This is a genomic window from Actinoplanes sp. OR16 (genome assembly GCF_004001265.1).
Taxonomy (GTDB): domain Bacteria; phylum Actinomycetota; class Actinomycetes; order Mycobacteriales; family Micromonosporaceae; genus Actinoplanes.
Genome location: NZ_AP019371.1, coordinates 4,509,769 through 4,536,550, shown reverse-complemented (window position 1 = coordinate 4,536,550; position 26,782 = coordinate 4,509,769). Strand labels below are relative to the sequence as shown.

Here is a 26,782-nt window from a genome sequence, read left to right as displayed (position 1 = left end):
GGGAGCTCACCGTGGGGACATGGTGATTCTGCTGCTTCTGCTTCTGATAGGCGCCGGCATCGGGGCGCTGGTGGCCGGCAACCGGCGTGGTCGCGCGCCGCGCGGGGACGATGTGCTCGCGGACGCTCGCGCCGAGGCCCGGCACTGGTACGAACGGCTCGGCGGCCAGCTGGTGAACCTGCGCGCCGACAGCGATCTGGCCCGGCAGGCCCTGGTCGACGCCACCGAACGGCATCAGGCCGCCGGCGGCCAGCTCGCCCAGGCACAGACCGTGACCCAGTTCCGGCTGGCCCGGGAGAGCGCGCTGGAGGGCCTCGCCTACGTGCGGGCCGCCCGGATCGCGCTCGGCCTCGACCCGGGCCCGGAGCTGCCGCCGCTCGCGTCGGCGCAGAGCGTCGGCTCGATCGCCGAGGAACAGGACCTCGGCGCGTACCGGGTGGGCCCGCGGCCGACGCCGGCCACGCCCTACTACTACCCGGGCGGCTACCAGAACGGGCGCCCGATGCCGGCCGGCTACTACTCGACACCGTGGTGGAAGACGGCTCTCGCGGCCGGCGCCGGAACGCTCGGCGGCATGCTGCTCTTCGATTCGCTGCTGGGCGGGATCGGCCATCACCACGGCGGCCCCGGACCGTTCGACGGTGACTTCCTCTAGAGCATGGCCCTCAACGAGGCGACATCGCGGACCCGGTCGGCCCGGGTGGCGGCGAGCGGCGAGACCAGCAGCGTCGTCACCCCGGCCGACTCCAGTTCGCCGAGCCGTCTCCGGATCTCGTCCGGCGTTCCGACCAGCGAGGTCGCCGTCACGAGATCGTCCGGGACCGCCGCCGCCGCCTCCGCACGGCGGCCACTGAGGAACAGCTCCTGGATGAGCGCTGCCTCGTCCGGGTGTCCGTACCGTTTCACCAGGTCGTTGGAGAAGTTCCGGCCCCGGGCGCCCATCCCGCCGAGATAGAGCGCGAGCTGCGCGCGGTGCGGTCCGAGGATCGCGGGTGTCGCCGGGTGGAGAGCGAACGGCACGGGCACCGACACGTCCAGCGGGCCGAGCAGGGGATCGCGCCGGCTGAGCCCGTCGGACAGCGCCTCGCCGAACACCCTGCCGGCCGCGCGCGGGTCGAAGAAGAGCGCCTGCCAGCCCTCGGCGATCTCCGCGGCGAGGGCCACGTTGCGAGGTCCCATGGCCGCCAGCAGCACCGGGATCCGATCCCGGACCGGCCGGTTGATCAGCTTGAGCGGTTTCGCGTAGTCCCCCGGCCGCGGAATCCGGTAGTGATCGCCGTCGAACTCCAGGACCTCCCGCCGCCACACCCGCCGGCAGATCTCGACGATCTCCCGGGTACGGGCGACCGGAGCGTCGTAACGGACTCCGTGGAACCCCTCGATCACCTGCGGGCCGGAGGCGCCGAGCCCGAGCGAGAACCGGCCGCCGGAGACGTAGTCGATGCCGGCGGCGGTCATCGCGGTCAGCGTCGGCGTACGCGTGTAGAGCTGCATCACCCCCGACGCCAGCCGCATCCGCCGGGTCCGGGCCGCGAGGAAGCCCAGCTGGCTGACCGCGTCGAAGCTGTAGGCCTCGGGAACCACGACCAGCTCGGCCCCGGCCTCCTCGAACGCGCACACCTCGTCGACCGCGTCGGCGAACCCCTGACCGCTGTAACCGATCTGGATGCCCAGACGCATCAGTCGTGCACGATCACTTGGCGGATCAGGTCGCCGCTGCCGAGCGACGCGAGCGCGTCACCCACCTGATCGAGGCGCAACCGGCGACTGATCATGCCCTCGATGTCCAGCCGTCCGGCACGCCACAGCCCGAGCAGCCGGGGGAAGTCGCGGTGCGGGTCAGCTGAACCGTACAAGGAGGGAACCATGGTCTTGCTCTCGAAGAGCAGCTCGAACGGGCTGAACTCGACCTGATGATCGGCCCGCCCGGCGCCCACGACGACGACGGTCCCGCCGCGGCGGGCAGCGGTCCAGGCCGTGCGCAACGTCTGCGGGATCGCCACGATGTCGAACGCGTAGTCGAAGCCCTCGCCGCCGGTCAGCTCCGTGGAGAGATCGCCGAGGCCGTCCGGGTCGGTGGTGTGGGTGGCGCCGAACCGCTTCGCCGCCTCGTGCCGCGCCGCAACCGTGTCGACGGCGACGATGACCGACGCGCCGGCCACCCGGGCGCCCTGCACCGCAGCGATCCCGACGCCACCGCAGCCGATCACCACGACGGTGTCGCCGGGCCGCACCCGCGCGGTGTTGATCACCGCGCCCACGCCGGTGGTGACACCACACCCCACAAGAGCGGCCACCTCGTACGGCACATCGTCGTCGATCTTGACGGCCCCGGCCCTCGGGACGACCATCTCCTCGGCGAACGCGCCGCACCCGGCCATCCCGAAGATCGGCAGGTCACCGGCGGCGAACCGGGGCATCACGTAACCGGCCATCACATGCGTCATGCACAGGTACGGCTCCTGACGCCGGCAGTGCGAGCAGGTCCCGCAGGAGGGCAGCCAGTTGACCGCGACCCGGTCGCCGGCGGCCAGGTCGTCGACGCCGTCCCCGACCGCGATCACGTCACCGGCCGCCTCGTGGCCGAGCACCGCCGGCACCGGTTGCGGCAGGCCCCCGTTGAGTGCGGACAGGTCGGAGTGGCAGATGCCGGAGGCGCGGACCTTGAGGTGCACCTCGCCGGGGCCGGGGCCGATGACCGTCACGTCGTCCCGGATGTCGAGCTTCTCGTCGCCGATCGTGTGCAGAACCGCCGCGCGCATCCCGGCACCCCCTCCACAGTAGAACGCGTTCTACGCTATCCACGGCAGGGGTACCAAGCAAGCGTTTGGGCACATCGCATAATGACCTGGTGACGACTCCGAAGAACTCCGAGCGGCGTGCTCATCTGGTCCGGCTCGCCGGCGACCTCTTCGCCGAGAAGGGCTTCCGGGCCACCACCGTCCGGGAGATCGCGGACGCGGCCGGGATCCTCTCCGGCAGCCTCTACCACCACTTCGATTCCAAGGAGTCGATCGGCGACGAGCTGCTCAGCGCGTTCCTCGACGACGTGCTGAACGGCTATCGCGCCGTCTCCGCCGAGCCGGATCCGCGGGCCGCGATCGAGCAGATCGTGCGGTCCAGCACGGCCACGCTGAGCCGGCACCGTGCCGCGCTGACCATGCTGCAGAACGACTGGACGTACTTCTCCGCGCAGCCGCGGTTCGCGTACCTGCGGACCGCCATGAAGGAGATCGAGGAGACCTGGATCGACCAGCTCGAACGCGGAAAGGAGTCGGGCCTGTTCCGGGCCGATCTCGACACCCGGCTGACGTATCGGCTGCTGCGCGACATCCTCTGGATACCCACCTCCTGGGCCCAGTCCAAGAACGCCTGGACGGACGAGCAGATCGTCGGCGGGTTGCTGCGGCTCCTGTTCGACGGAATCACCCGTCGGGTCTAGCCTGTCTACCAAACGCTTGCTTGGTTGGCGAGGGAGGCGCGATGGGGCGGCTCGACGGCAAGGTCGCACTGATCACCGGTGGAGCACGCGGCATGGGCAAGGCGCACGCGCGGCACTTCACCGCCGAGGGCGCCCGCGTGGTGATCGGTGACGTGCTCGAGGAGAAGGGCCGGCGGGTCGCCGACGAGGTCGGCGGGGTGTTCGTCAGGCACGACGTGACCAGCGCCGACGACTGGAAGGACGCCGTCGCGGCCGCGTCGCAACATTTCGGGCATATCGACGTCTTGGTCAACAACGCCGGCATCCTGCGGCACGCCCCGGTCGCCGAGATGACCGAGGAGGATTTCCGGGCCGTCCTCGACGTGAACCTGGTCGGCACCTGGCTCGGCATCCGGGCGGTCGTCCCGGCGATGCGCGAGGCCGGCGGCGGCTCGATCGTCAACATCTCGTCGATCGAGGGGTTCGCCGGGGCCGCGGGGCTGTCGGCGTACAGCGCCAGCAAGTTCGGTGTCCGCGGCCTGACCCGCTCGGCCGCGCAGGAGCTCGGGGCGCTCGGCATCCGGGTCAACTCGGTGCACCCCGGCGGCGTGATGACGTCGATGGCCATGGCAGCGGCGCAGACGATGACGGCGGTCGACGGCAGCGGCTTCCTCAAGCAGCTGCCGATCGCCCGGTTCGCCGAACCCGTCGAGATCTCCCGGCTCGTCGCGTTCCTGGCCTCGGACGACGCGTCGTACACCACCGGCGCCGAATTCCTGGCCGACGGCGGGCTGCTCAGCGGACCGGGCTACTGACATGCCGGTCGCCATCGTGACCGGCGCCGGGCAGGGTCTCGGGCGTGCCGAGGCGACGGCCCTGGCGAGCGCGGGGTACCAGGTGGTCCTCAACGATCTGCCCGGCCCGGCGCTGGACGAGACCGTCGCGGCGATCGGCGGCGATGTCGTGGCCCGCCCCGGCGACGTCGCCGAGTGGTCGACTGCCGAAGCGCTGGTCACGACGGCGGTGGAGACGTTCGGCAGCCTGGACGTGCTGGTCAACAACGCGGGCGTGCTGCGCGACCGGATGGTCTTCGCGATGAGCGAGCAGGAGTGGGACACGGTCGTCCGGGTGCACCTGCGCGGGCATTTCGTGACCACCCGGATCGCCACCGCCCACTGGCGGGACCTGGCCAAACGCGACGGTCGTCCGCCGTACGCCCGGATCGTCAACACCGCCTCGGAAGCCTTCCTCCTCGGCTCGGCGGGGCAGGCGAACTATGCCGCGGCGAAGGGCGGCATCGTCGCTCTGACGCTGGCGACGGCGCGGGGTTGCGCACGCTACGGAGTACGCGCGAACGCCATCTGCCCGCGCGCCCGCACAGCGATGACCGGCGAGCTGATGGGACCGCCACCGGACGGCCCCGACCCGCTCGCGCCGGAACACGTGACACCCCTCGTCCTGCACCTGGCCGGACCCGCCGGCGACCGCATCACCGGCGAGGTCTTCGTGGTGCACGGCGGCGTCGTGGCGGTCCTCGGGCCGCCGACGGTCCGGGCCGCCTTCCACGCGGCGACCGGCGTCTGGACCCCGCACGAGCTGGAGGCCGCGCTCAGCACGATCTTCACCGAGGACCCGCCCAGGCCGGGCTTCCTGTGCGAGGAGACATTACCGTTGGCCGATAAAACCATCGGTTTTGAGGGGGAGTCGCGGTGAAACAGCGCGACGCGGTGTCGATGACCGACGATGAGGTCACCGGCCTGCTTTCGGCCACCCGCAAGATGCAGCTGGCGACGATCAACCCGGACGGCACACCGCACCTGGTCACGATGTTCTTCGGGCTGTCCGCCGGCAAGATCGCCTTCTGGACGTACCGGACCTCGCAGAAGGCGCTCAACCTGGCCCGCGACCCCCGGCTGACCTGCCTGGTCGAGGACGGCGAGGACTACTTCGAACTGCGTGGCGTCCAGGTGTCCGGCACGGTCAAGCCGATCGACGACCTGCCCGGGGTCACCGAGGTCGGCACGCTCATCGCGGCCCGGATGCCGGACGTGCCACGGGAGGCCCTCGACGCCTACGTCGCGCACGCCGCCCGTAAGCGCGTCGCGTACCTCGTCGAACCGGATCGGATCGCCAGCTGGGACCACCGCAAACTGCTCAGCTGATCTTCCACTCTATGGTGAGACCATGCTCGATGGCGTGAACGATGTGGATTGGTCAGCTCTCGACGGCGCTTACGGTCCGTGCTCGGAAGCGCCGTCGATCCTCCAAGGTCTGGCCGATCCCTCCCGGGCGGACGAGTCGCTGGACGCGTTCGCCTCGTCCCTCTGGCACCAGGGCACCGTCTACCCGGCCGCGGTGGCGGCCGTCCCGTTCCTGATCGAGCTGGCCCTGCACCCCGACGTTCCTCATCGTGACCAGCTGCTCTACATCCTGGGCGCGATGGCCGACGCCTCTTCGATCCGCGACGCGCTGGCGCCCCACGTCGAGTCCCTGCTTCCCCTTTTCCAAGATCCAGATCATCTGGTACGAGAGACCGTCCCATTCACGGTGAGTAACGCGTCCGCGACCCACTCCCCAGCCGTGACCGCGGCGCTCCACCAGCGCTGGGCCGCCGAAGAGGATCCCCGGGTCCGGTCGTCGTTGCTGATGGCCCTCGCCCGCATCGATCCCGCCCTGCTGCGAACGGCCGCCCTGACCGAGCGGCTCCCGGTGCCGGCGGCCGCGGCCCTGGCCCTCACCCGGGCAGCCCTGCCGATCCCCGCCGACGCCATCGCAGCGATCGCGGCGGCCTTCAGCGCGGACGAGTCCTGGCACACCCCGTGGTGCGAGCGCGACGCCCTGGCCGAGGTCCTGTCCACCACCGACCCCACCACCGCGGACGCCCTGTCAGCCGCCCTGTCCCTCCACTCCCGAGGCGCCAAGGGCAAGCGGCTCACCACCGCGAAAGGCCGGCTGCGAGCCGCCCGCACGCTGACGGAGACGTTCGGCACGAGCAGGTCCGCGCCGGTGCGGATGATGCCGCAGCTGAAGGCGCTGCTCACCGACCCGGACCCGGACGTGCGGGCCGCGGCCACGAGAGCGGCAGGCCACGCCGGTTACGCAGCCGCCGCCGTCGCCGACGATCTCCTCAGGACGGCATACGGCGTCATCGACGACCTGCGCTACAGCCCCGCCCAACTCTCCCTGGCCACCCTGATCAGGCTGGGCGACCCCCGGGTCGGAGAACCGCTGAAGGCAGCCTGGTCGGCCGGAACCGACCCCTGGTCGGTAGGCCTGTCCGGAAACGACCTCCTGTTCGACGAGTCCCTGCTCAGCGCCGCGCGCAGCCGCCTCACCGCCCAACTCTCCACCCGCACGGACAGCAACCACGTGATCCGCCTGGTGACCTTCCTCGGTTCCTGGGGCCCGGCCGCGGCAGAGGCGATCCCCGAGATAGAGGCAGCCGCCCACACCGCACCCTGGGCAGTCCCCACCACCCTGGCCCGAATCGCCACCTCACCGGCGGCGGCTGCCCTGCGGCGGATCGTGGAAGGTGCTCGGTCGCCGGGTGATCGGGTTCGTGCTGCTCACGCGCTGTGGCGGGTGACCGGTGAGACCGAACCCCTCGTCGCGGCCGGCGGGGATCTCATCGCCATGTCGGAGGGGCGGTTCCCGGTCTGGGACTACGACCTGATCGCCGACGCCGGGGCGGCGGCCGCACCGCTGGTTCCCGCTCTGCGGCATCTGCTGACCGGGCGGCCGGGCGGGACATTCCCCGAACGTGACGCTCAGATCGGTGCCGCTCGAGTGGTGTGGAGGGCGACCGGCGAGACCGGTGAGGCCCTGCCGACGATCGACGCTGTGCTCCGCCTCGGTGGGACCCCCGCCCGCACGGCCGCCGCCCTGGCCGCCGACATGGCCGAGCACCAGGCCGGCGCCCAGGACCAGACAGGTGCCCAGGACCAGACAGGCGGCGAGGACCAGACAGGCGGCGAGGACCGGGCGAGCGCTGCGTTGGTTCCCGCTCTCCGCGGTGCGCTGGGCGACGAATACGCCCGGAACCACGCGGCTCGGGCTCTCTGGCTGCACGGCACCGACCCCGCCGAGCTGATCGGTCCGCTGCTCGCGTCGGTGGCCGAGGCCCATGCCGGAAGTGCGGCGATCGACCTGCTGGTCAGGATGCGGGCCACCGCAGCCGCGCCCGCGCTGACCCGGCTGGCCGAGCAGGACGAACGGCTCGACGGGGACAGCGACGAGGCCGTCTGGCGGGACGAGCGCCTGCGCCGCGAACTGCACGCCGCCATCCGGCTCCTCACGTGACCTAAACTGCTCGGTCATGTCCGTATCCACGCCGCAGGGACGGCCCCGCGATCCCGAGGTCGACGAACGGATCACCCGGGCCGCGGCGGAGGTGTTCGGGGCTCAGGGGTGGGCCGGGTTCTCGGTGGACGCGGTGGCGCGGCGGGCCGGGGTCGGGAAGGCGTCGATCTACCTGCGCTGGCCCAACAAGGAGGCGCTGCTCGTGGCGGCGCTCGCGAGCCGGTTGTCAGGGGTCAAGGACATCGACACCGGATCGGTACGCGACGATCTCGTGGCACTGGCCCGGCAGGTCCTGAGCGCGTTCCTCGGTGAGGACGGCGGCGCGGTGCTGCGGCTCACGATCGAGGCGGCGAGCGTGCCGGCCGGGCAGGAGCATCTCGACCGGTTCCTGCAGTCGCAGGCCACGGCGGCCCGCGCGATCGTGCGGCGTGGCATCGACCGCGGACAGCTCGGGCCGGGGACGAGCGTGACACTGCTACTCGACACGATCAGTGGCGGCGCGCTCAACCACGCCCTGGTCGCGCCGGCACGGTTGCGCGACCAGGTGGCGGCGGGCGCCGACGAGTACGCCGAGGAACTGGTCGACTTCGTCCTGCGCTCAGTGACCCCCACCGACGAACGACCCGGCAGCCGATGACCCCGCAGCCGCCGACCCGGCGGCCAATGACCCGGCAGCCAATGACCCGGCGGCCGGTGGGCCCGGCACCGCCGAGCCCGCGGACAGGGTCGCGCCTGAGTCGTTCCAGGTGAGGCGGCCCTCGCGGACCAGCAACTCCACGTGCGCGGCGGTCTCGGCGACGGCGCCGACCTTCATCGGGCCGATCCGGTCCCACGGCCGCGACCAGGTCAGCGAGGAGGCCAGTTGCCAGATGTCCGGGTTGCCGAGCCGCTCGGTGACTTCGACGATCTCGTCGCAGCGCTCACGGTGGTGGTGGTCGAGTTCGGCGCATCGGGCCGCGATGCCCCGGAACCGGTATTCGTGGCCGGGCAGAGCCTCGCAGTCGTCGTACCGGGAGATCTTGGAAAGCGACGCCAGATAGTCGGTGAGCGGATCGCCGCCGGTGAGCTGCAGGCCGATGTTGGGGCTGATCCGGGGCAGCACGTGGTCGCCGGTGAGCAGCACCTGAGCGTCCGGTTCGAGCAGGCACAGGTGGCCGGGCGTGTGCCCCGGCGTCCAGATCGCCTTCAGCCTGCGGCCTTGCAGGGGTACGAAGTCACCGTCCTCGAGCAACACGGTGGCGTCGGCTAAGGGGGCGAAGTGTTCGTCGACGGCGGCTCCGAACGTACCCAGCAGGGTCTTGATCTCGGAATCGGGAACGCGGAAGGTGCGCATCCAATCGGCGAGGGCGTGACTCGGCGCGGTCTCCCGGTCGCGCAGCATCGACGCGCGCTCGGCCGGATGCATGGCGATCCAGGCGCCGGACGCGTCCCGGAGCCGCCCGGTGAGTCCGTGATGATCGGGGTGAACGTGGGTGAGCACCACACCGGTCACGTCGGCCGGTGTCGCACCCGCTGACGCGAGGCCGGTGACCAGCGCGTTCCAGCCGATGTCGCTGTCCCAGCCCGGGTCGACGACGACGAGGCCGTGATCGCCGGGGATGAGGTACGACAGCGTGTAACGCAACGGGTTGTTCGGAATCGGCACCTCGACCGCGACGATCGCTTCCACGCGCATCCCTTCCTAGACGACTGTCGTCTAGGAAGGTGAGATTACATCATCTCGTCGGTGGTGGGGATCAAGACCGTTTTGACCTCCGTGTACGCCTCGACCGACGTGCGACCACCCTCCCTGCCGAGCCCGGACTTGCCGAATCCGCCGAACGCCACGTGCGGCTCCAACTGGTAGCCGTTGACCCCGACCGTCCCGGCCCGGACCGCGCGGGCGAGTCGCAGGGCACGCTTAACGTCACCGGTCCAGACCGTGGCGGCCAGCCCGTACGAGGTGTCGTTCGCCAGCCGGACCGCCTCCTCCTCGTCGCTGAACGGCACGACGGCGAGAACCGGGCCGAAGATCTCCTCGCGGGCGATCGTGGCGTCGTTCGAGACGTCGGCGAAGACCGTGGGCTGCACGAAATTGCCCGCTGCCAGCTCACCGTCCGGCCGGCCGCCGCCCACCACGAGCCGGGCGCCCTCGGCCCGGCCGCGCTCGATGTAGCCGAGGACCCGGTTCAGCTGCCGCTCGTTGATCAGCGGCGACGCGGTGGTCTCCGGGTGGAACGGGTCGCCGTAGTTGACCAGCGCGGCCATCGCCTCGGCGATCGCCAGGAACTCGTCGTAGACGTCGCGGTGCACCAGCGCCCGGGTGTGCGCCACGCAGGCCTGGCCGGAGAGGCCGAGGGTGACGGTGCCCATCGTGGTGGTCGCGGCGGCGTAGACGTCGGCGTCCGGGAAGACCAGCGACGGGCTCTTGCCGCCCAGCTCCAGGCTGGTCCGGCGGACACCGTTCGCCGCAGCGGCGAGGACCTTCTGACCGACCGCCCGGCTGCCGGTGAAGGTGATCTTGTCGACGAGGGGGTGGCTGATCAGCGCGTCGCCGGTCGGCTCGCCGGGGCCGGTCACCACGTTGAGCACGCCCTCGGGCAGGCCGGCCTCCGCCACGATCCGGGCCAGGCGCAGCGCGGAGAACGTGGCGAACTCGCTCGGCTTCAGCACCACCGTGCAGCCCGCCGCCAGCGCGGGCGCGAGCTTCTGCGCGGCGAGCAGCAGCGGGCCGTTCCACGGGATGATCGCGGCGACCACGCCGACCGGCTCGCGCAGCGTCATCACCAGGTGCTCGCCGCCCTGGTAGCCGGGCAGCGTCTCGCCGGCGAGCTTGTCGACCCAGCCGGCGTGATGCTCGAAGACGTCGGCGACGCACTCGACCGACATCGCGTACGTCTCGCCGAAGCTGATCGGCACTCCGTTGTCCAGGGCCTGGGTGGCCTGCAGATCCACGGCGTCCGCGCGGATCGCGTCGGCGATGCGGCGCAGCACGCGGATGCGTTCCTTCGCCCGGGTACGCGGCCACGGCCCCTCGTCGAACGCCCGGCGGGCCGACCGCACGGCGGCGTCCACGTCCTCGGCGCCGGCGACGGCGAACGCGCCGACCTCCTCGCCGGTGGCCGGATGCGGATGAACCCAGGTGCGGCCGTCGGCAGCCGGGCGCCAGGACCCGGCGACGAGCAGTTCGCCGGTGGAGATGCCTAGTTCGTCGCGTTTCGCCTTGATGGAGAGAACCATGCCCGCCGCACCTCCACTGGAACGTGTTCTAGTTTCCCGGTTTCGGTGGACACTACGCCCGCGTGCGCAGCTCCGCCAGGTAGGCCGGCCACTCGCCTCCACCGTGGACCGCCAGGGCGGCGCCGCTCACGTAGCCGGCGAGCGGCGACGCCAGCAGCAGGCACGCGCCGGCGACGTCCTCGGGCGCGGCGGGCCGCCCGGCCGGGACCGCGCGAGCGGCCACCGGATCGTGGGCACCCTCCGACACCGGGCCGACGACCAGGCTGTTCACCCGCACCTTCGGCCCCCACTCCACGGCGAGCGACGCCGCCAGATGAAGCAGTCCCGCCTTCGCCGCCCCGTAGGCAGCGGTCCCCGGCGACGGTCGCACACCACTCACGCTGCTGATCATCAGGATCACGCCGCCGCCCGGCTGGTCGCGCATCGCCGCGTTCGCCGCCTGGCTCACGTGCAGCGGCGCGGTCAGATTCAGGTCGATCACGGCGGTGTGCAGCCGGGGTGACGCCGCGTCCGCGAAGACCTGCGGCGCGCCACCGGCGTTGTTCACCACCACGTCGAGCCGCCCGTACCTCCGCACGGCCTCGGCGACCAGGGCGGATGCCTGGTACGGGTCGCGCACATCGGCCCGGAAGAACTCCTCGGCGACGGAGTCGGGCTGGTTCCGCCCGCAGACCAGGACCCGTGCTCCGGCGGTCCGGAAGGCACGGGCGATCGCGGCGCCGATGCCGCGGGTGCCACCGGTCACGATCACCGAGCGGCCGGTGAAGTCCAAGGCGTCCATGCAGATCGATCCTTCCTCACCAAGCAAGCGCTAGGTTAAGCTCGCCGACATGGGCGTGCAGCTTCATCGAGGCGCGGTCGCCGAGGTCGTCATCGACTTCCCGCCGGTCAATGCTGTGCCGTCATCCGGCTGGCGGGAACTCGCCGATGCCCTCGCCGCAGCGGGCGCGGATTCGGGCACCCGGGCCGTGGTGCTGGCCGCCGGGGGACGCGGCTTCTGCGCGGGCGTCGACATCAAGGAGATGCAGCGGACCGACGGCCACGACGCGCTGCTCGCGGCCAACCGGGGATGCGCCGCCGCGTTCGCCGCCGTCTACGACTGCCCGGTTCCGGTCATCGCCGCGGTGCACGGCTTCTGCCTCGGCGGCGGTGTCGGCCTGGCCGGCAACGCCGATCTCGTGGTCGCCGCGGATGATGCCGTCTTCGGACTCCCCGAGGTGGATCGTGGAGCGCTCGGGGCCGCCACCCACCTGTCCCGGCTCGTTCCCCACCAACTGATGCGGACCATGGTCTACACGTGCCGGACGGTTCCGGCCCGGGACCTTCTCCGGTTCGGGACGGTGCTGGAGGTCGTACCTCGCGCGCAGTTGCGGGCGGCGGCACGGAAGGTCGCGGAGGAGATCGCCGGCAAGGATCCGGTCGTCGTGCGGATGGCGAAGGAGGCGCTCAACGGCATCGACCCGATCGACGTGAAGCGGTCCTACCGGTTCGAGCAGGGATTCACCTTCGAGCTCAATCTCAACGGGGCCGGGGATCGGGCGCGGCAGCAGTTCGTGGAGGGCCGATGAGCAGTCTGCTGAGCCTCGACGAGATGGTCGCGGAGATCCGGGACGGGATGACCGTCGGGATCGGCGGATGGGGTTCGCGCCGCAAGCCGATGGCGCTGGTCAGGGCGGTCGCGCGGGCCGGTCTGCGAGATCTGACGATCGTCAGTTTCGCCGGCCCGGATGTCGGCCTGCTGGTGGCGGCGGGTTGCGTTCGCCGCGTGATCACGGGGTTCGTCTCACTCGACAGCATTCCCGTGGAACCACGCTTCGCCTCCGCCCGGCAAGAAGGAGGTGTCGGGCTCGCCGAATACGACGAAGGCATGCTGTATTGGGGTCTCCTCGCGGCTGCCAACCGGTTGCCCTTCCTGCCGATCAGGGCCGGGCTGGGCTCCGACGTCATGCGCGTGAATCCCGCACTGACGACGGTCCGCTCCCCCTATCCTCCGCACGAGGAACTCGTCGCGATGCCCGCTGTCCCGCTCGATGTGGCGATGATCCACCTCAACCGGGCGGACGCCCACGGAAACGGCCGCTATCTCGGACCCGACCCCTACTTCGACGACCTCTTCTGCCTGGCCGCTGCGAGACGCCTCCTCACCTGCGAACGCCTCCTGTCCACCGCCGACCTGATCGACAGCGGTCCCCCGCAGACGCTCCTCACCAACCGCTCGATGATCGACGCCGTCGCCGAGACCCCGCACGGCGCGCATTTCACCAGTTGCGTGCCGGACTACGGGCGGGACGAGGAGTTCCAGCGGGAGTACGCGACGACCGATTGGGACACCTTCCGCGCCCGCTACCTGGACGTCGACGAGGCCGGCTACCAGAAGGCCGTCGTGCGATGACCGCTACCCGAACCGAGGTCTGCGTGGTCGCCTGCGCCGAGGCGTGGCGCGGCGACGGGGCGGTCCTCGCCAGTTTCGCCGGGGTCGTCCCGCAGCTGGGAGCCCGCCTCGCTCAGCTGACGTTCGCGCCGGACCTGCTGGTCACCGACGGCGAGGCCACCCTGATGCGGGACGACGGGATCGAGGGCTGGCTCCCGTACCGGCAGGTCTTCGCCCTGGTCGCAGCCGGCCGGCGGCACGTCATGATGGGCGCGAGCCAGCTCGATCAGCACGGCAACTCGAACATCTCCTGCATCGGCGACTGGGAACGGCCACGCCGCCAGCTCCTCGGCGTCCGCGGCGCCCCCGGCAACACGATCAACCACACGACCAGCTACTGGGTACCGCGCCACTCCCCCCGCGTCTTCGTCCCGCACGTCGACATGGTCTCCGGCATAGGCTGGAACCGCGGCGCGCACGAGATCCGCGTCGTAGTCACCGACCTGGCGGTCCTCGACTTCGACACCCCCGGCCACGCGATGCGCCTGCGTTCCCGCCACCCCGGCGTAACGGTCGACGAGATCACCGCAGCCACCGGCTTCCCCCTGACCATTCCCGCTGAGGTCGCCGAGACCCGCTCGCCCACCGCCGGCGAGCTGGAACTGATCCGGTCCCACCTCGACCCCGACGCCCTGCGCGATCGATGAAGACCGCTCTCACCGAGTTGCTCGGCTGTCGGCATCCGATCGTGCAGACCGGGATGGGGTGGGTTGCCGGGGCCGGGCTGGTGTCGGCGGTGGGGCAGGCGGGCGGGTTCGGGATCGTGGCTTCGGCGACCATGAGTCTGGCGGAGCTGCGGGACACCATCGGGGCGATCCGGGCGCGGACCGGGGCGCCGTTCGGGGTGAACGTGCGGGCGGACGCTCCGGACGCCGGTGAACGGGTCGATCTGCTGATCAGGGAGGAGGTCCGGCTCGTCTCGTTCGCTCTCGCGCCTGATCGGGACCTGATCAGAAAGTGCCAGGACCACGGGATCCTGACCATGCCGTCGGTGGGTGCGCGCCGGCACGCCGAGAAGGTGGCCGGCTGGGGCGCCGACGCCGTGCTGGTCCAGGGCGGCGAAGGTGGCGGGCACACCGGCCCGGTGCCGACGACGCTGCTGCTGCCGCAGGTCGTGGACGCCGTCGACATCCCGGTGGTGGCGGCCGGCGGCTTCTTCGACGGGCGAGGGCTGGTGGCGGCACTCGCGTACGGCGCGGCCGGCATCGCGATGGGCACGCGCTTCCTGCTGACCACGGACAGCCCCGTATCGACACTGGTCAAGCAGCATTACCTGGACGCCGGCGTGACCGGGACCGTGGTCACCACTCATGTGGACGGTGTTCCTCATCGGGTGCTGCTCACCCCGTACATCCAAGGTCTGGAACGCTCGGGAAGCGTCGGCGCCCTGCTGCGCGCCACCCGGCACGCGCTCGCGTTCCGCCGTCTCGCCGGCTTGAGCTGGCCGGAACTGATCAGGGCGGGCCGGCATGCGCGGCACGGGCGCGCGATGAGCTGGGCGCAGACCATACGGGCGGCGAGCACGCCGATCCTGTTGCGAACGGCGATGGTCGAGGGGCGGCCCGAGTACGGAGTGATGTCCGCCGGCCAGGTCACCGGCGTGATCGACGATCTACCGTCGTGCGCCGAGCTGATCGATCGGATCATGAAGGAGGCGGACGAGCGGCTGGAGCGGCTCAGAGCCGTTCGATGATGGTGACGTTCGCCTGGCCGCCGCCCTCGCACATGGTGACCAGGCCGAAGCGACCACCGCAGCGTTCCAGCTCGTGCAGCATGCCGACGAGCAGCCGCGCGCCGGTGGCCCCGAGCGGATGCCCGAGAGCGATCGCGCCTCCGTTGACGTTGACCGTCAAGGGATCGGCGCCGGTTTCGGCCAGCCAGGCGAGCACCACACTGGCGAAAGCCTCGTTCACCTCGAAACGCGAGATATCTGAGATGTCGATTCCGGCCCTGCGCAACGCGTGCCCGGTGGCCGCGATCGGCGCCGTCAACATCAGCACCGGATCGTCCCCTCGCGCCGAGATGTGCCGGATCCCGGCCCGAGGCGTCAACCCGTGCCGCCGCAGACCCGCCTCGCTCGCGACCAGCAGAGCAGCGGCGCCGTCAGCGATCTGACTCGACGTCGCCGCAGTGGTCACCCCGCCCTCGCGAAGAGGCCTGAGCGCCGCCATCCGCTCCCGGCTGGTGTCACGACGAGGGCATTCGTCCACTGTCATGCCCGATATTTCGGATGTGACAATGCCATCGTCGATCGCCACCAGGGCCCGCCGGTGACTCTCCAGCGCATATGACTCCAGCGCCTCACGGCTCAGCCCCCACTTCACCGCGATCTCGTCAGCGCTGCGGAACTGGCTGATCGGCTGCGCCCCATAGCGCGCCGCCCACCCGGCCGACCCCTGATAGGGACCGGTGAGTCCCATGGCGCTGCCGATCGGCACCTGGCTCATGCTCTGCACGCCGCCCGCCACGACGAGCTCCGCCGTCCCGCTCGCCACCGCCTGCGCCGCGAAGTGCACGGCCTGCTGCCCGGAACCGCACTGCCGGTCGACCGTCACACCGGGAACGTGTTCCGGTAGGCCGGCCGCGAGCCACGCCGTTCGCGCGATGTCACCGGACTGCGGACCGAGCGTGTCGACGCACCCGAGGATCACGTCGTCGACGGCCGCCGGGTCGGCGCCGGTCCGCTCCAGAAGCGCGCTGATGACACCTCCGGCCAGGTCAGCGGGATGCACGGCGGAGAGCAGCCCGCCACGCCGGCCGACCGGGCTCCGCACCGCACCCACGAGATACGCATCCACTGTTGACGCCTCCCCGCCACCCCGGTCTACTGGTAGAACGTGTTCTAACTTAGCGCTTGCGGGGTGAGTCGTGCACGTCGGATACACACCCGAGCAGGAGAAGCTCCGCCTCTCCCTGCGGTCCTACTTCGCCGATCTGATGACGCCGGACCGCCGGGCGGCGCTCGAGGATCCGGACGGTGAGTACGGCGACGGCGACGCGTACCGCGAGGTGGTCCGCCGGCTGGGCGCGGACGGCTGGCTGTCGATGGACGGCCGGTCCCGGATGGATCAGCTGATCTTTACGGACGAGGCGGCGCTGGCCGGTGTGCCGGTGCCGTTCCTGACGCTCTACACGGTCGCGCCGACCATCGCCGCGCACGGCACCGCCGCCCAACGGGAGAAGCTGCTCCCCCGGATCGCCGCCGGTGAGCTGCACTTCTCCATCGGCTACTCGGAACCGGAGGCCGGCACCGACCTCGCGTCGCTGCGCACCCGGGCGGTCCGGGACGGCGACTCCTACGTGATCAACGGCCAGAAGATGTGGACCAGCCTGATCCGCTACGCCGACTACGTCTGGCTGGCCTGCCGCACCGACCCGGACGCGCCCCGCCACAAGGGCCTGTCGATCCTCGTCGTCCCCACCGACGCGCCGGGTTTCTCCTGGACACCGGTGCGCACCGTGGCCGGGCCGACGACCAGCGCGACCTACTACGACAACGTGCGCGTGCCGCTGGACGCGCTGGTCGGCGAGGAGAACAGGGGCTGGCAGCTGATCACGAACCAGCTCAACCACGAGCGGGTCGCGCTCACGCCCGCAGCGCCTCTGCAGCGGTCCCTCGCCGAGGTCCGCTCCTGGGCGCGGGAGAGCGGCGCGATCGAGCAGGAGTGGGTACGCCTGCACCTCGCCCGGGTGCACGCCCAGGTCGAAGTGCTGAAGCTCTTCAACTGGCGGGTCGCGTCCGGCGATCTCAACCCGGTCAACGCGTCGGCCGGGAAGGTCTACGGAACCGAACTGGCGATCGAGGCGTACCGGCTGCTGACCGAGGTGATGGGCGACTCCGACGACGTACCGGGAATCGCGCGGCTCGCCCGCGCCTCCTTGATTCTGACCTTCGGCGGCGGGGCCAACGAGGTGCAGCGCGACATCATCGCCGCTGCCGCGCTCGGCCTGCCGGTCCGGCGCTAGGAGACGGCGTGGACTTCTCACTTCCCGAATCGGCGCGGGCTGCCGCGTCACTCACCCGCGATCTCGCGACCTCCGGCCGGGACGTTCTCACCGAGGCGGAAGAAGCGGGGTACGGGTTGACCGAGCGCTGTGCCATTCTGATCGAACTCGGTCGTCACGCCGCCGACGTCCAGGTCCCCGAGGATGTCGTCAGTGCGGCCGCCTATCAACTCGGCGTGGTCGAGGGCGCCCTGGAGATGACCGCGTCCTACGCCGCGGAGCGGGTGCAGTTCGGGCGGCCGATCGGATCGTTCCAGGCGGTGTCGCAGCGGCTCGCCGACGCGTACATCGATGTGGAAGCCCTGCGCGTGGCGCTGTGGCAGGCCGCCTGGTGTCTCGAGAACGACCCGCCCGCGACCGCCGAGGTGGCGACCGCCGGTTTCTGGGCGGCGGAGGCGGGCCATCGGGTGCTGCACACCGCCGTCCACGTGCACGGCGGCACCGGCCTCGACATGGACTATCCGCTGCACCGCTACTACCTCGCGGCGTCGAAGCACTTCGGCACGGCGACCCGACATCTGCTGTCCCTCTCGGAGGCCCTCGCATGAAGTTCACCCTCGGCATCGCCCTGAGCCCGCTCGACCAGCTCCTCACGCTCGCCCGCACCGCCGAGGAGTGCGGGTTCGCCTCGATCGCGCTGCCCGACTCGATCTTCTACTCCGAGCACACCGAGGGGTCGTACCCCTACACGCCGGACGGCCGCCGCTTCTGGGACGCCGACACCCCGTGGGCCGACCCGTTCGTCGCGGCGGCCGCGATGGGGGCGGTGACCAGCCGGATCCGCTTCTACACGCAGGTGCTCAAGCTCGACCCGCGCAACCCGGTCCTGCTGGCCCGCCAGGTCAACTCGGTGGCGAACCTGACCGGCGACCGCTTCGGCCTGGGCGTCGGCCTCGGCTGGTCGCCGGAGGAGTCGCACTGGTGCGGCACGCCGTTCCGGGATCGCGGCGCCCGCGCCGACGAGGCGATCGACGTGCTGAAACTCATCCTCGGCGGCGGGATGGTCTCGTACCACGGCAAGCACTTCTCGTTCGAGAAGCTGCGGATGAGCCCGTCCGTCGGCGCGCCGGTCCCGATCTACGTGGGCGGGCACACCGAGCCGGCCCTGCGCCGCGCCGCCCGCGTCGGCGACGGCTGGTCCTCGGCGATGATCAGGCTGTCCGGCCTGCGCACGGTGATCGCCCGCCTCGGGGAACTGCGCGCGGAATCCGGTCGCGGCGGCCTCCCGTTCGAGATCCAGGCGGTCTGCGTCGACCGGTTCGGCCTCGACGGCTACCGCGAACAGGCCGAGATCGGCGTCACCGACGCGATCGTGGTGCCGTGGGCGCCCCGTTTCGACGCGCCGCTGCGGGCGAAGCAGGACGCGCTGCGCCGCTTCGCCGACGAGGTGATCAGCAAGTTCTGAAGCCCGCCGAGGCGATCAGCAGCGCTGAAGCCGGCTGAGGCGACCAACCTTGCGTTGAAGTCCGCCGAGGCGACCAGCCGGCCCGTCACGGCGCCTCGACCGCAGAAATCCGATATTTCCGGACATCGCCGCCGAGAACCTCCGGCATCCCAATCTCTGGCATCTCGATCTCCGGCGTCTCAATTCCCGGCCCGCCTGACTCGCGGAAAGCGGCCAAGTCCTCGTCCGACTCCCACCGCTCATAGACGTTGATCCGCCCGTCCACCAGCGGATCAGCAGCCTGCACGAAGTCGAGGCACCCGTCGGCCGCCCGTGCCTGCCGTGCCACATCGGCGACGGCGGCCAGATACCGATCACGCTCCCCGGCCGCGACGTGCAACTCCCCCGCGATAATGATCAAAATCAGCTCCCCCGGACACGTCGAAGGCCCTGTCGACCTCTTCGGGCGTCAACCCGTACGTCTCCAGAGAGTAGGCGTGCGCCGGCTTTCGCGTGCCCCGCTGACTCTCCGCGTGCACTGCCGTCATGGCAGCGCGCGCGCCGTCGCTCCACGGAAGGCCGAGCCGCTGGTAGATGCCGGCGATCGTGCCGAGCGGGTCGGCGACGAAGTCGTCGTAGTCGACGTCGATGAAGTGGGCCGGGTCGTGACGAGCGCGGGCCTCGCCGAAGCGGCGCAGTCCGCCGGACCAGAGCGCGAGCTGCGCACGGCCGAGCGTCTGACCGGAAAAGATCGTGGACCAGCCCTCCGAGGCGACCGCGTTGAGGCTGCAGACCGAGCCGATCACCGCTCGCGGGTCACGGTGGGTCTGGATCACCACGGCGTCCGGGTAGACGGCGAGCAGCGCATCGAGCGCGAACAGGTGACTCGGATTCTTCAGCACCCAGCGGCGGCCGGGATCGTCGAGACCGATCAATTCCAGATTGCGGCGGTGCCGGCGATAGGCGCCGGTCCAGTCCTGCTCGGAGAGCCACGCCGAATAGGCCGGGATGTACGCCGTGCACTCGAACGACACCGATCTCATCGATTGGCAGAGCAGCCGCCAGCACTCCTCCACCTGATCGGGCCCGAGATGGTGCACGCCGTCGAATTCGGAATGCTCCCGATAGGCGTCGCGCAGCATCGCGTAGACCGGATGCGCATCCCACGTCGCGCGCGGCGGACGCGGCTGCGGAACCTCGGTGAGCCACAATTCCAGCCCCTGATGTGCCGGATCGGCGGCGAGCAGCCGGTGCAATGCCGTCGTCCCGGTTCGCGGCAGCCCGGTCACGAATATCGGCCGCTCGATCGGCGCGCGAGCCGGGTACTGCTTCCACGCCGCCTCGCTCAGCAGCCGCGAGACGAGAGCACCGCGCAACAGCATCCGGGTCTGCTTGCTCCCGGCGGGGGTCAATGCCGCTTCTTCCTTGTACGAGGAGAGGAGCACCCGGAGTCCGTCGAGGTGATCCGGATCGCCGAAGTCGTCGAGCCCGGTCATCCGGGTCGCGGAGTCGTGCAGGTCGTCGACGGTCCCGACATCGGTACGGCCGGTGGCGGTCACCGGTGGAACTCCCCGCAGTTCACGTCGAGGCACTGCCCGGTGATTCCGCGGGCCAGATCGGACGCCAGGAACAGGATCGCGTCGGCCACCTCGGCGGGTTCCGGCAGCCGCCGCAGATCGGTGGTGGCAGCCGTCTCGTCGTAGATCTCCTGCGCCGGAACACCGCGCTGGGCCGCCAGATAGCCGAACCAGGATCGCAGCGTGTCCGCCCAGATCCAGCCGGGCGCGACCGAATTGACCCGCACGCCGGACGGCCCCAGCTCACTGGCGAGATTCTGGGTGGCGGCGAGAAGGGCGGCCTTCACCATCTTGTACGGCCCGAACGGTTTCCGGGAATGCCGCAGCACCGCCGAGTTGACGACGACTATCGAGCCGCGGGAGGCGATCAGAGCCGGGGTCAGCGAACGGATCACGCGCAGCGCGGCGAGGACGTTGAGCTCGAAGGAATCCGCCACGTCGGCGAGATCCACCTTGTTGACGCTGCGCATCGGCGGCATCGCGAACGCGTTGTGCACCAGCGCGTCGACGGTGCCGAACTCCTCCAGCGCCGCTGCGACCAGCCGTTCCGTGGCCGCCGCGTCGCCGAGGTCGGTGGGGACGGCGAGCGCCCTGCGGCCCGCGGCGGTCACCTTGCCGGCCACCTCGGCGAGGAACGACCCGGTCCGGGCGGCGAGGACGACGTCAGCGCCGGCGCGGGCCGCCCGGACGGCGATCTCCTGTCCCAGCCCGGGACCGACGCCGGCGACCAGCACTACCTTGCCGGTGAGCATCGATGTCACCCGAGCATTCGCGCGGCGGTGGCCGCCTGCCGGGCGGCGATCCGCAGCCGCCATTCCTCGTCGCTGACCGGTGTGTGGAACGGCAATTGTTTCGGCAGGTCGTCGACGCCGACGATGTCCACCCGGGGGCCGTCCTCGGCGGTCAGTTCCCGGGACAGGCGCTGCCATCGCAGCTGCACGTAGCCGCGCCGGTGACCGGCGCGTTCCAGCCAGTTCGCGACGCCCGGATTCCGCTCACTGATGACGAACCGGATCATCCCGTCCGGGTCGGTGACCGCCTGATCCCGGGTGAGGCTGGTCTGGTGGTTGATGTAGTCGAGCGAGACGTACCACATGCTGCCGAGCTGAATTCCCTGATAGGGCGCGTCGGAGGCGGGAACCGTCACCACCATGGCCTGGTCCTCGGCGAGGTCGTAGTGGCCGACCGACGAGAACTGCGTCGCCAGACCGCCGGGGGTGGCCCGCGGCGCCGTGAGCGTGTTCACCGGCAGCCCGAGATAGAACCGTTCGGCGAAGGCGAGGAATGTGCGGATCCGGCTGATCAGAATCTTGCCGGCCACGCCGTACCGTTTGGTGGCCTTGTCGAGGGTGATCGGCGGCGGTGCGGAACCGGCGTGGCCGGCGCGTTCGATGCGCAGCATTCCGGGTCGTTCATTCGCCCAATCGCTGAAGACCTCCCGCACCACGAGCATGGCGCCTCGCGGCGCCGGGCCGATTCTCAGCGTGAAAGCGCCGTCCGGCCCGATCTCCAGTTCGCGGTCGTCGAAAGCGGCGAGACTGCCCGGCACGTCGACCGGCGAATAGTCGCCGTCGAGGATCTGGAAACTGAGGTCCGCCGTGGATCCGCGAACGCCGGTCACGACGTATTCCGCATCGCCGCGCAGCCATGAGTGGAAATACAGGGTGTCGGGATTGTCGAGGCCCATCTTCGTGTACGGGCCGGTCGAGCGTACGAAATAGGGGAAGTCCCTCTCGTAGGCCCAGGCCATCTGCAGCGCCCCGCGGATGCTGCCGGCCAGATAGTCGTAGCCCTCGGCGAGATCCTGCTCGCCGCTCACGTGCGGCGCGCTGGTGATGATCTGCTCGGCGGTCCGGATCGCGTCCGCGAACGGCTTCGTCAACACCCCGTAGACACTAGAACTTGTTCTAACTTATGGCAATCTTCGCAGCTCGATGTGCGATAACGTGTTCCACGTGGAGTCGATGCACGCCTATCGGATGACCGGCTGGGGCTCACCGCCGGAAGTGACCACGGTCCCGGTGCCGGAACCCGGTCCGGGGCAGATTCTGATCAGGGTGGCCGGCTGCGGGCTGTGCCGCTCCGACCTCACCATGCCGGCCGTCCCGCAGGCCGCCGGGGAGAAGATGGGCTGGCAGATGCCGTTCACCCTCGGTCACGAGACCGCCGGCCGGGTCGCGGCGCTCGGTGAGGGCGTCGAGGGGGTCACTCCGGGCGAGGCGGTCGCGCTGGTGAGCACGTCATCGTGCGGGAGCTGCGACTTCTGCCTGCGCGGACAGGACAACAACTGCCCGGCCGGCCTGAGCGGGCGCGGGTTCGGGCGCGACGGCGGTCTCGCCGCGTACGTCCTCGCCCCTGCACCCCGTGACCTCCTACCCCTCGGCGATCTCGACCCCCGGACAGCCGGACCGCTGACCGACGCCGGCGCGACGGCGTACCACGCGGTCCGCCGCGCCCTGCCCCGCATCCCGCCCGGCGGCACGGTCGTGGTGATCGGCGCGGGCGGCCTGGGCGCGTTCGCCGTCCAGTTCCTGCGTGCGCTCACCGCCGCCACGGTCATCGCCGTCGATCCACTCCAGGCCCGCCGCGACTATGCGATCTCGGTCGGCGCGCATGCGGCCGAGGAGTCGATACCGCGCCTGCGCGCCCACGTCGTACTCGACTTCGTCGGCTCCGGCGACACGATCACTTCCGGCCTCCGCACGGTTCGGCCCGGCGGCGCGTTCGGCCTGATCGGCTCAGCCGGCGGCACGCTCGCCAAACCATGGTTCGGCGCGCTCCCCCGCGATGGCGAGGTCTTCACCTTCCAAGGTTCTTCGATCACCGACGTACGGGAGGTGCTCGCGCTCGCCCGCGCCGGACTCATCCGCAACGAGGTGCAGGAGTTCGGCTTCGACGAGATGGCGACCGCCTACGAACGGCTCGCCACCGGCGCCCTCACCGGCCGAGCCGTGATCACGATGCCGGATACCGCCCTCACCTTCCCTTGAATTCCGGCTTGCGCTTCTCGATGAACGCCCGCGGACCCTCCTTCGCGTCGTCGCTGGTGAAGACCTGCATGCCGATCTTGGACTCGATGGCGAACGCGTCGTTCTCCGGCATGCCCTCGGTCTCCCGGATGGTGCGCAGGATGGCCTGGACGGCGAGCGGGCCGTTCGCAGCGATCATGCCGGCGACCTCCAGTGCCCTGTCCAGCGCGGCGCCGTCCGGCACCACGTGACCGATGAGACCGGCGGCGAGGGCTTCGGCAGCGGTCAGGTGCCGGCCGGTCACGAGAAGATCGACAGCCAGGGTGTACGGGATCTGGCGCGGCAGCCGCACCGCCGACCCGCCCAGCGGGAACAGCCCCCACCGCGCTTCCGAGACGCCGAACCGGGCGCCCTCCCCGGCCACCCTGATGTCGGTCGCCTGCAGGATCTCGGTGCCGCCGGCGACGGCCGGGCCCTCGACGGCGGCGATCAGGGGTTTCGTGAGACGGCGGCCTTTGAGGAGGGCGTCGATCCTGGAGAGGTCTCGCCCGTTCATCCCCTCGCTGGGATGCGACTCCGTCATCGCCTTGAGGTCGGCGCCGGCACAGAAGGAACCACCCGCACCGGTCAGGATCGCCACTCTGATCTCGGCGTCGCCGTCCACCCGGTCCCAGGCGTCGCGCATCACGGCCATCATCTCGGCGGAGAGCGCGTTGCGCACCGCGGGCCGGTTCATCGTGACGATCAGTATCGGTCCACGCTGCTCGACAAGGGCGTCCATCTCGGCCTCCCGGGCTTGCTTGGAACAGTAACACGTTCTACTTTCTGATGATGGCGGCCAATATAGCGGACCTGATCGAGCACGCGGTCGACGCCTTTCCCGACCGTGTCGCGGTGGCCTGCGGCGAGCGTGAGCTGACCTACGCGGAGCTGGAGGAGACCGCCAACCGTCTGGCCCATTTCCTGCACCATCGAGGAGTGGGCAAGGGCGCCCACGTCGGTCTTTACGCGGGCAACTCGATCGAGGCCGTGGTGGCCATGATCGCCGTGTACAAACTCCGCGCCGTGGTCGTCAACGTCAACTACCGGTACGTCGAGAACGAGTTGCAATATCTCTTCGATGACGCGGAGCTGACCGCGTTGATCCACGACCCGGTCTTCTCCGACAAGGTCGCTCAGGTGAGGGCGCCCGGCGTCCTGGTCCAACTGGGAATCACGGACTACTCGCACGAAAGCTCGGACAGGGACTTCGGCGAACGGTCCGGCGACGACATCTACCTGCTCTACACCGGCGGGACCACCGGATATCCGAAAGGCGTGATCTGGCGCCACGAGGACGTCTGGCGGGTCCTCGGCGGCGGCATCGACTTCATGTCCGGTGTGCCGCTCGCCGACGAATGGGAGCAGAGCAAACGCGAGATGCCGCCGATGACCCGGCTCTGCCTGGCGCCGCTCATCCACGGCAACGCACAGTGGGCAGCGCTCGCCGCCCTCTTCTCCGGTGACACCGTCGTGGTGCTGCCGCAGTCGCACTTCGACCCGGAGGAGGTGTGGCGGACCATCGAACGCCGCCAGGTCAACGTGGTCGTGCTGATCGGCGACGCGATGGCCCGGCCGATCATCGAGGCGTACCTGTCCGGCCGACACGACGGCTCCTCGCTGGTGGCGATCTCGTCGAGTGCCGCGCTCTTCTCCCCCTCGGTGAAACGGCAGTACCTCGACGCCCTGCCGAACGTCATGGTCACCGACGCGATCGGCTCGTCGGAGACCGGTTTCGCGGGCCTCGGCATCGTCGCCGACGTGGAGGGCGGTGCCGTCGACGGACCCCGGGTCATGCCGGGCCCGGACACCATCGTGATCGACGAGTACGGCCGGACGGCACCGGTCGGGGTGGTCGGCAGGCTGGCCCGCGGCGGGCATGTGCCACTCGGCTACTACAAGGATCCGGAGAAGACGAAAGCCCTGCTCACCGACGTCGACGGCAAGCGATACGCGATCCCCGGCGACTTCGCGCGGCTCGAGGAGGACGGCACGATCACGCTCCTCGGCCGCGGCAACACGTGCGTGAACACCGGCGGCGAGAAGGTGTTCCCCGAGGAGGTCGAGGGTGCTCTGAAAGCGCATCCGGGCGTCTTCGACGCCCTCGTCATCGGGGCCGCCGACGATCTGCTCGGCCAGCGGGTGGTCGCTCTCGTTCAACCCCGCCCCGATATACGGGTGGATCTCGACGAACTGGACGGTCACGTCAGACGACGCCTCGCCGGATACAAGGTGCCGCGTGACGTCTGGCTCGTGGACGGCATCCGCCGCACGATCAGCGGCAAGGCCGACTACCGGTGGGCCCACGAATACGCCCGGGGGAAGATCAGTGCGGACTGACCTGTGTGAGCTGCTCGGCATCGACGTCCCGATCGTCGGGTTCAGCCCGTCCGAGCACGTCGTCGCGGCCATCAGCCGGGCCGGCGGGCTCGGCGTGCTGGGCTGCGTCCGTTTCAACGAAGCCGACGAACTCGACCGTGTGCTCACCTGGCTGGACTCGGCGGTGGACGGCCGGCCGTACGGGGTGGACGTCGTCATGCCGGGCCGCGTCCCGGCCGAGGGCACCCCGTCGGATCTCGGAAGACTGATCCCCGAAGGGCACCGTGACTTCGTCGAGCGGACCCTGGTGCGTCTCGGCGTGCCACCCCTCGGCTCCTCGAACCCGGGCGTTCTCGGCTGGCTGCACTCGGTCGCCCGTGCCCATGTCGAAGTCGCCCTCACCCACCAGCCCCGCCTCATCGCGAACGCGCTCGGCCCGCCCCCGCCCGACGTGATCGAGCAGGCCCACGCGCACGGCCTGCTCGTCGCGGCGCTCGCCGGCCGGGCCGATCACGCGCGCAGCCACATCGCCGGCGGCGTCGACATCGTGGTCGCCCAGGGGTACGAGGCGGGCGGCCACACCGGTGAGATCGCCAGCATGGTGCTCGTGCCGGAGGTCGTCGACGCGGCCGGGTCCGGCGTACCGGTCCTCGCGGCCGGTGGCATCGGCAGCGGCCGGCAGATCGCGGCGGCCCTCGCGCTCGGCGCCCGCGGCGTGTGGATGGGATCGGTCTGGCTCGGAACCGCCGAGTACCAGACCACGACGGCCCTGCGGGACGCACTTCTGCAGGCGTCGTCGAGCGACACCGTCCGTACCCGGATCTACACGGGCAAGCCCGCGCGCCTGCTCCGCAACCGCTGGACCTCCGCCTGGGAGGACGCCGCCGCTCCCGCGCCCCTGCCGATGCCGCTGCAGAACCTGCTGGTCTCGCCCGCTCACGAACGCCTCATGCAGTCCGGCGACCCGTCGGTCGTCCCGATGCCGGTCGGCCAGATCGTGGGCCGGATGAACGCGGTCCGCCCGGTGGCCGCAGTGATGTCCGACCTGGTCAGCGAGGCCGACGAGACCCTGTCCCGGCTGGCCAAATTGACGTGAAATCCATTGTCGTTCGAACAGGT

The 26,782-nt window shown here is 70.6% G+C and carries 27 protein-coding genes and 1 pseudogene; 17 read left to right on the top strand and 11 right to left on the bottom strand.

The features are described 5' to 3' along the window. Positions 1-19: 19 nt before the first annotated feature. Positions 20-655, top strand: coding sequence for a hypothetical protein (locus EP757_RS20905; RefSeq protein ID WP_127548513.1), 636 nt, complete (start codon positions 20-22; stop codon positions 653-655). On the opposite strand, the gene EP757_RS20900 is transcribed toward EP757_RS20905, so the two are convergent. Together EP757_RS20900 and EP757_RS20895 are read right to left on the bottom strand one after the other, a co-directional pair. Further along, positions 652-1,680 (bottom strand): LLM class F420-dependent oxidoreductase, encoded by a 1,029-nt coding sequence (locus tag EP757_RS20900; protein ID WP_127548511.1) that lies wholly within the window; start codon positions 1,678-1,680, stop codon positions 652-654. The two genes, EP757_RS20905 and EP757_RS20900, sit on opposite strands and share 4 nt — an antisense overlap. Beyond that, entirely contained in the window at positions 1,680-2,762 is a 1,083-nt protein-coding gene (locus tag EP757_RS20895; protein ID WP_127548509.1) for a zinc-binding dehydrogenase, read from the bottom strand. The genes EP757_RS20900 and EP757_RS20895 overlap by 1 nt, the downstream gene beginning before the upstream one ends. Before the next feature lie 89 nt (positions 2,763-2,851). On the opposite strand from EP757_RS20895, the gene EP757_RS20890 reads away from it, so the two are divergent. Genes EP757_RS20890 through EP757_RS20865 form a run of 6 tightly spaced genes read left to right on the top strand, consistent with a single transcriptional unit; the run spans position 2,852 to position 8,357 of the window. Beyond that, positions 2,852-3,442, top strand: a complete 591-nt coding sequence (locus EP757_RS20890; RefSeq protein WP_127548507.1) for a TetR/AcrR family transcriptional regulator — start codon at positions 2,852-2,854, stop codon at positions 3,440-3,442. Positions 3,443-3,483: 41 nt separating this feature from the next. Continuing rightward, a complete protein-coding gene (locus EP757_RS20885) occupies positions 3,484-4,236 on the top strand; it encodes an SDR family NAD(P)-dependent oxidoreductase (protein ID WP_127548505.1) in 753 nt (250 codons plus the stop codon). Position 4,237: 1 nt separating this feature from the next. Continuing rightward, positions 4,238-5,134, top strand: a complete 897-nt coding sequence (locus EP757_RS20880) for an SDR family NAD(P)-dependent oxidoreductase (protein ID WP_127548503.1) — start codon at positions 4,238-4,240, stop codon at positions 5,132-5,134. Next, the gene (locus tag EP757_RS20875; protein WP_370457843.1) at positions 5,131-5,583 is read left to right on the top strand and encodes a pyridoxamine 5'-phosphate oxidase family protein; all 453 of its coding nucleotides are present in this window, start codon (positions 5,131-5,133) and stop codon (positions 5,581-5,583) included. Before EP757_RS20880 ends, EP757_RS20875 begins: the two co-directional genes overlap by 4 nt. 34 nt (positions 5,584-5,617) lie before the next feature. Beyond that, positions 5,618-7,720: a hypothetical protein gene (locus EP757_RS20870; protein WP_127548501.1), complete on the top strand. Its 2,103-nt coding sequence runs from the start codon at positions 5,618-5,620 to the stop codon at positions 7,718-7,720. A 16-nt stretch (positions 7,721-7,736) separates the two neighbouring features. After that, positions 7,737-8,357, top strand: a complete 621-nt coding sequence (locus tag EP757_RS20865; RefSeq protein ID WP_127548499.1) for a TetR/AcrR family transcriptional regulator — start codon at positions 7,737-7,739, stop codon at positions 8,355-8,357. On the opposite strand, the gene EP757_RS20860 is transcribed toward EP757_RS20865, so the two are convergent. From EP757_RS20860 to EP757_RS20850, 3 genes are read right to left on the bottom strand one after another with little or no spacing between them, the layout of a single operon-like run. Then, positions 8,319-9,389, bottom strand: coding sequence for an MBL fold metallo-hydrolase (locus EP757_RS20860; protein WP_232050602.1), 1,071 nt, complete (start codon positions 9,387-9,389; stop codon positions 8,319-8,321). The genes EP757_RS20865 and EP757_RS20860 overlap by 39 nt on opposite strands. A 41-nt stretch (positions 9,390-9,430) precedes the next feature. Then, positions 9,431-10,939 (bottom strand): aldehyde dehydrogenase, encoded by a 1,509-nt coding sequence (locus tag EP757_RS20855; RefSeq protein WP_127548495.1) that lies wholly within the window; start codon positions 10,937-10,939, stop codon positions 9,431-9,433. 52 nt (positions 10,940-10,991) lie between these two features. Next, complete coding sequence (locus EP757_RS20850) at positions 10,992-11,720, bottom strand: SDR family oxidoreductase (protein ID WP_127548493.1); 729 nt, start codon at positions 11,718-11,720, stop codon at positions 10,992-10,994. Positions 11,721-11,769: 49 nt separating this feature from the next. Here EP757_RS20850 and EP757_RS20845 point away from each other — a divergent pair, with 49 nt between their 5' ends. Genes EP757_RS20845 through EP757_RS20830 form a run of 4 tightly spaced genes read left to right on the top strand, consistent with a single transcriptional unit; the run spans position 11,770 to position 15,063 of the window. Further along, complete coding sequence (locus tag EP757_RS20845; protein WP_127548491.1) at positions 11,770-12,507, top strand: enoyl-CoA hydratase family protein; 738 nt, start codon at positions 11,770-11,772, stop codon at positions 12,505-12,507. After that, positions 12,504-13,331 (top strand): CoA transferase subunit A, encoded by an 828-nt coding sequence (locus tag EP757_RS20840; RefSeq protein ID WP_127548489.1) that lies wholly within the window; start codon positions 12,504-12,506, stop codon positions 13,329-13,331. Before EP757_RS20845 ends, EP757_RS20840 begins: the two co-directional genes overlap by 4 nt. Beyond that, entirely contained in the window at positions 13,328-14,017 is a 690-nt protein-coding gene (locus EP757_RS20835) for a CoA-transferase subunit beta (protein WP_127548487.1), read from the top strand. Before EP757_RS20840 ends, EP757_RS20835 begins: the two co-directional genes overlap by 4 nt. Then, positions 14,014-15,063 (top strand): nitronate monooxygenase family protein, encoded by a 1,050-nt coding sequence (locus EP757_RS20830; RefSeq protein WP_127548485.1) that lies wholly within the window; start codon positions 14,014-14,016, stop codon positions 15,061-15,063. Before EP757_RS20835 ends, EP757_RS20830 begins: the two co-directional genes overlap by 4 nt. On the opposite strand, the gene EP757_RS20825 is transcribed toward EP757_RS20830, so the two are convergent. Next, entirely contained in the window at positions 15,047-16,168 is a 1,122-nt protein-coding gene (locus tag EP757_RS20825; protein WP_127548483.1) for an acetyl-CoA C-acyltransferase, read from the bottom strand. The two genes, EP757_RS20830 and EP757_RS20825, sit on opposite strands and share 17 nt — an antisense overlap. Before the next feature lie 70 nt (positions 16,169-16,238). On the opposite strand from EP757_RS20825, the gene EP757_RS20820 reads away from it, so the two are divergent. The 3 genes and pseudogenes from EP757_RS20820 to EP757_RS20810 all read left to right on the top strand — a co-directional run bounded on the left by EP757_RS20820 (position 16,239) and on the right by EP757_RS20810 (position 18,780). Further along, positions 16,239-17,336 (top strand): acyl-CoA dehydrogenase family protein, encoded by a 1,098-nt coding sequence (locus EP757_RS20820; RefSeq protein WP_127548481.1) that lies wholly within the window; start codon positions 16,239-16,241, stop codon positions 17,334-17,336. Positions 17,337-17,524: 188 nt separating this feature from the next. Next, a pseudogene (locus tag EP757_RS20815) lies at positions 17,525-17,923 on the top strand (acyl-CoA dehydrogenase family protein); the annotation flags it as partial. Continuing rightward, complete coding sequence (locus EP757_RS20810) at positions 17,920-18,780, top strand: TIGR03619 family F420-dependent LLM class oxidoreductase (protein ID WP_127548479.1); 861 nt, start codon at positions 17,920-17,922, stop codon at positions 18,778-18,780. The pseudogene EP757_RS20815 and the gene EP757_RS20810, both read left to right, overlap by 4 nt. Before the next feature lie 85 nt (positions 18,781-18,865). Here EP757_RS20810 and EP757_RS20805 read toward each other — a convergent pair whose 3' ends face one another. The 4 genes from EP757_RS20805 to EP757_RS20790 are packed head-to-tail and all read right to left on the bottom strand — an operon-like array spanning position 18,866 to position 22,221. Then, positions 18,866-19,180, bottom strand: a complete 315-nt coding sequence (locus EP757_RS20805) for a putative quinol monooxygenase (protein WP_127548477.1) — start codon at positions 19,178-19,180, stop codon at positions 18,866-18,868. After that, entirely contained in the window at positions 19,134-20,255 is a 1,122-nt protein-coding gene (locus EP757_RS20800) for a sulfotransferase (RefSeq protein WP_127554351.1), read from the bottom strand. Before EP757_RS20800 ends, EP757_RS20805 begins: the two co-directional genes overlap by 47 nt. 59 nt (positions 20,256-20,314) lie before the next feature. Next, complete coding sequence (locus EP757_RS20795) at positions 20,315-21,088, bottom strand: SDR family oxidoreductase (RefSeq protein WP_127554350.1); 774 nt, start codon at positions 21,086-21,088, stop codon at positions 20,315-20,317. Positions 21,089-21,093: 5 nt separating this feature from the next. Beyond that, positions 21,094-22,221, bottom strand: coding sequence for a hypothetical protein (locus EP757_RS20790; protein WP_127548475.1), 1,128 nt, complete (start codon positions 22,219-22,221; stop codon positions 21,094-21,096). Positions 22,222-22,300: 79 nt separating this feature from the next. Here EP757_RS20790 and EP757_RS20785 point away from each other — a divergent pair, with 79 nt between their 5' ends. Further along, on the top strand, positions 22,301-23,326 hold the full coding sequence (locus EP757_RS20785; RefSeq protein WP_127554349.1) for an alcohol dehydrogenase catalytic domain-containing protein: 1,026 nt from the start codon (positions 22,301-22,303) through the stop codon (positions 23,324-23,326). Here EP757_RS20785 and EP757_RS20780 read toward each other — a convergent pair. After that, positions 23,313-24,086, bottom strand: a complete 774-nt coding sequence (locus EP757_RS20780) for a crotonase/enoyl-CoA hydratase family protein (protein WP_127548473.1) — start codon at positions 24,084-24,086, stop codon at positions 23,313-23,315. The genes EP757_RS20785 and EP757_RS20780 overlap by 14 nt on opposite strands. A 50-nt stretch (positions 24,087-24,136) precedes the next feature. Here EP757_RS20780 and EP757_RS20775 point away from each other — a divergent pair, with 50 nt between their 5' ends. Then, entirely contained in the window at positions 24,137-25,684 is a 1,548-nt protein-coding gene (locus EP757_RS20775; protein ID WP_127548471.1) for an acyl-CoA synthetase, read from the top strand. Further along, positions 25,674-26,759, top strand: a complete 1,086-nt coding sequence (locus tag EP757_RS20770) for a nitronate monooxygenase family protein (RefSeq protein ID WP_127548470.1) — start codon at positions 25,674-25,676, stop codon at positions 26,757-26,759. Before EP757_RS20775 ends, EP757_RS20770 begins: the two co-directional genes overlap by 11 nt. Positions 26,760-26,782 lie beyond the last annotated feature (23 nt).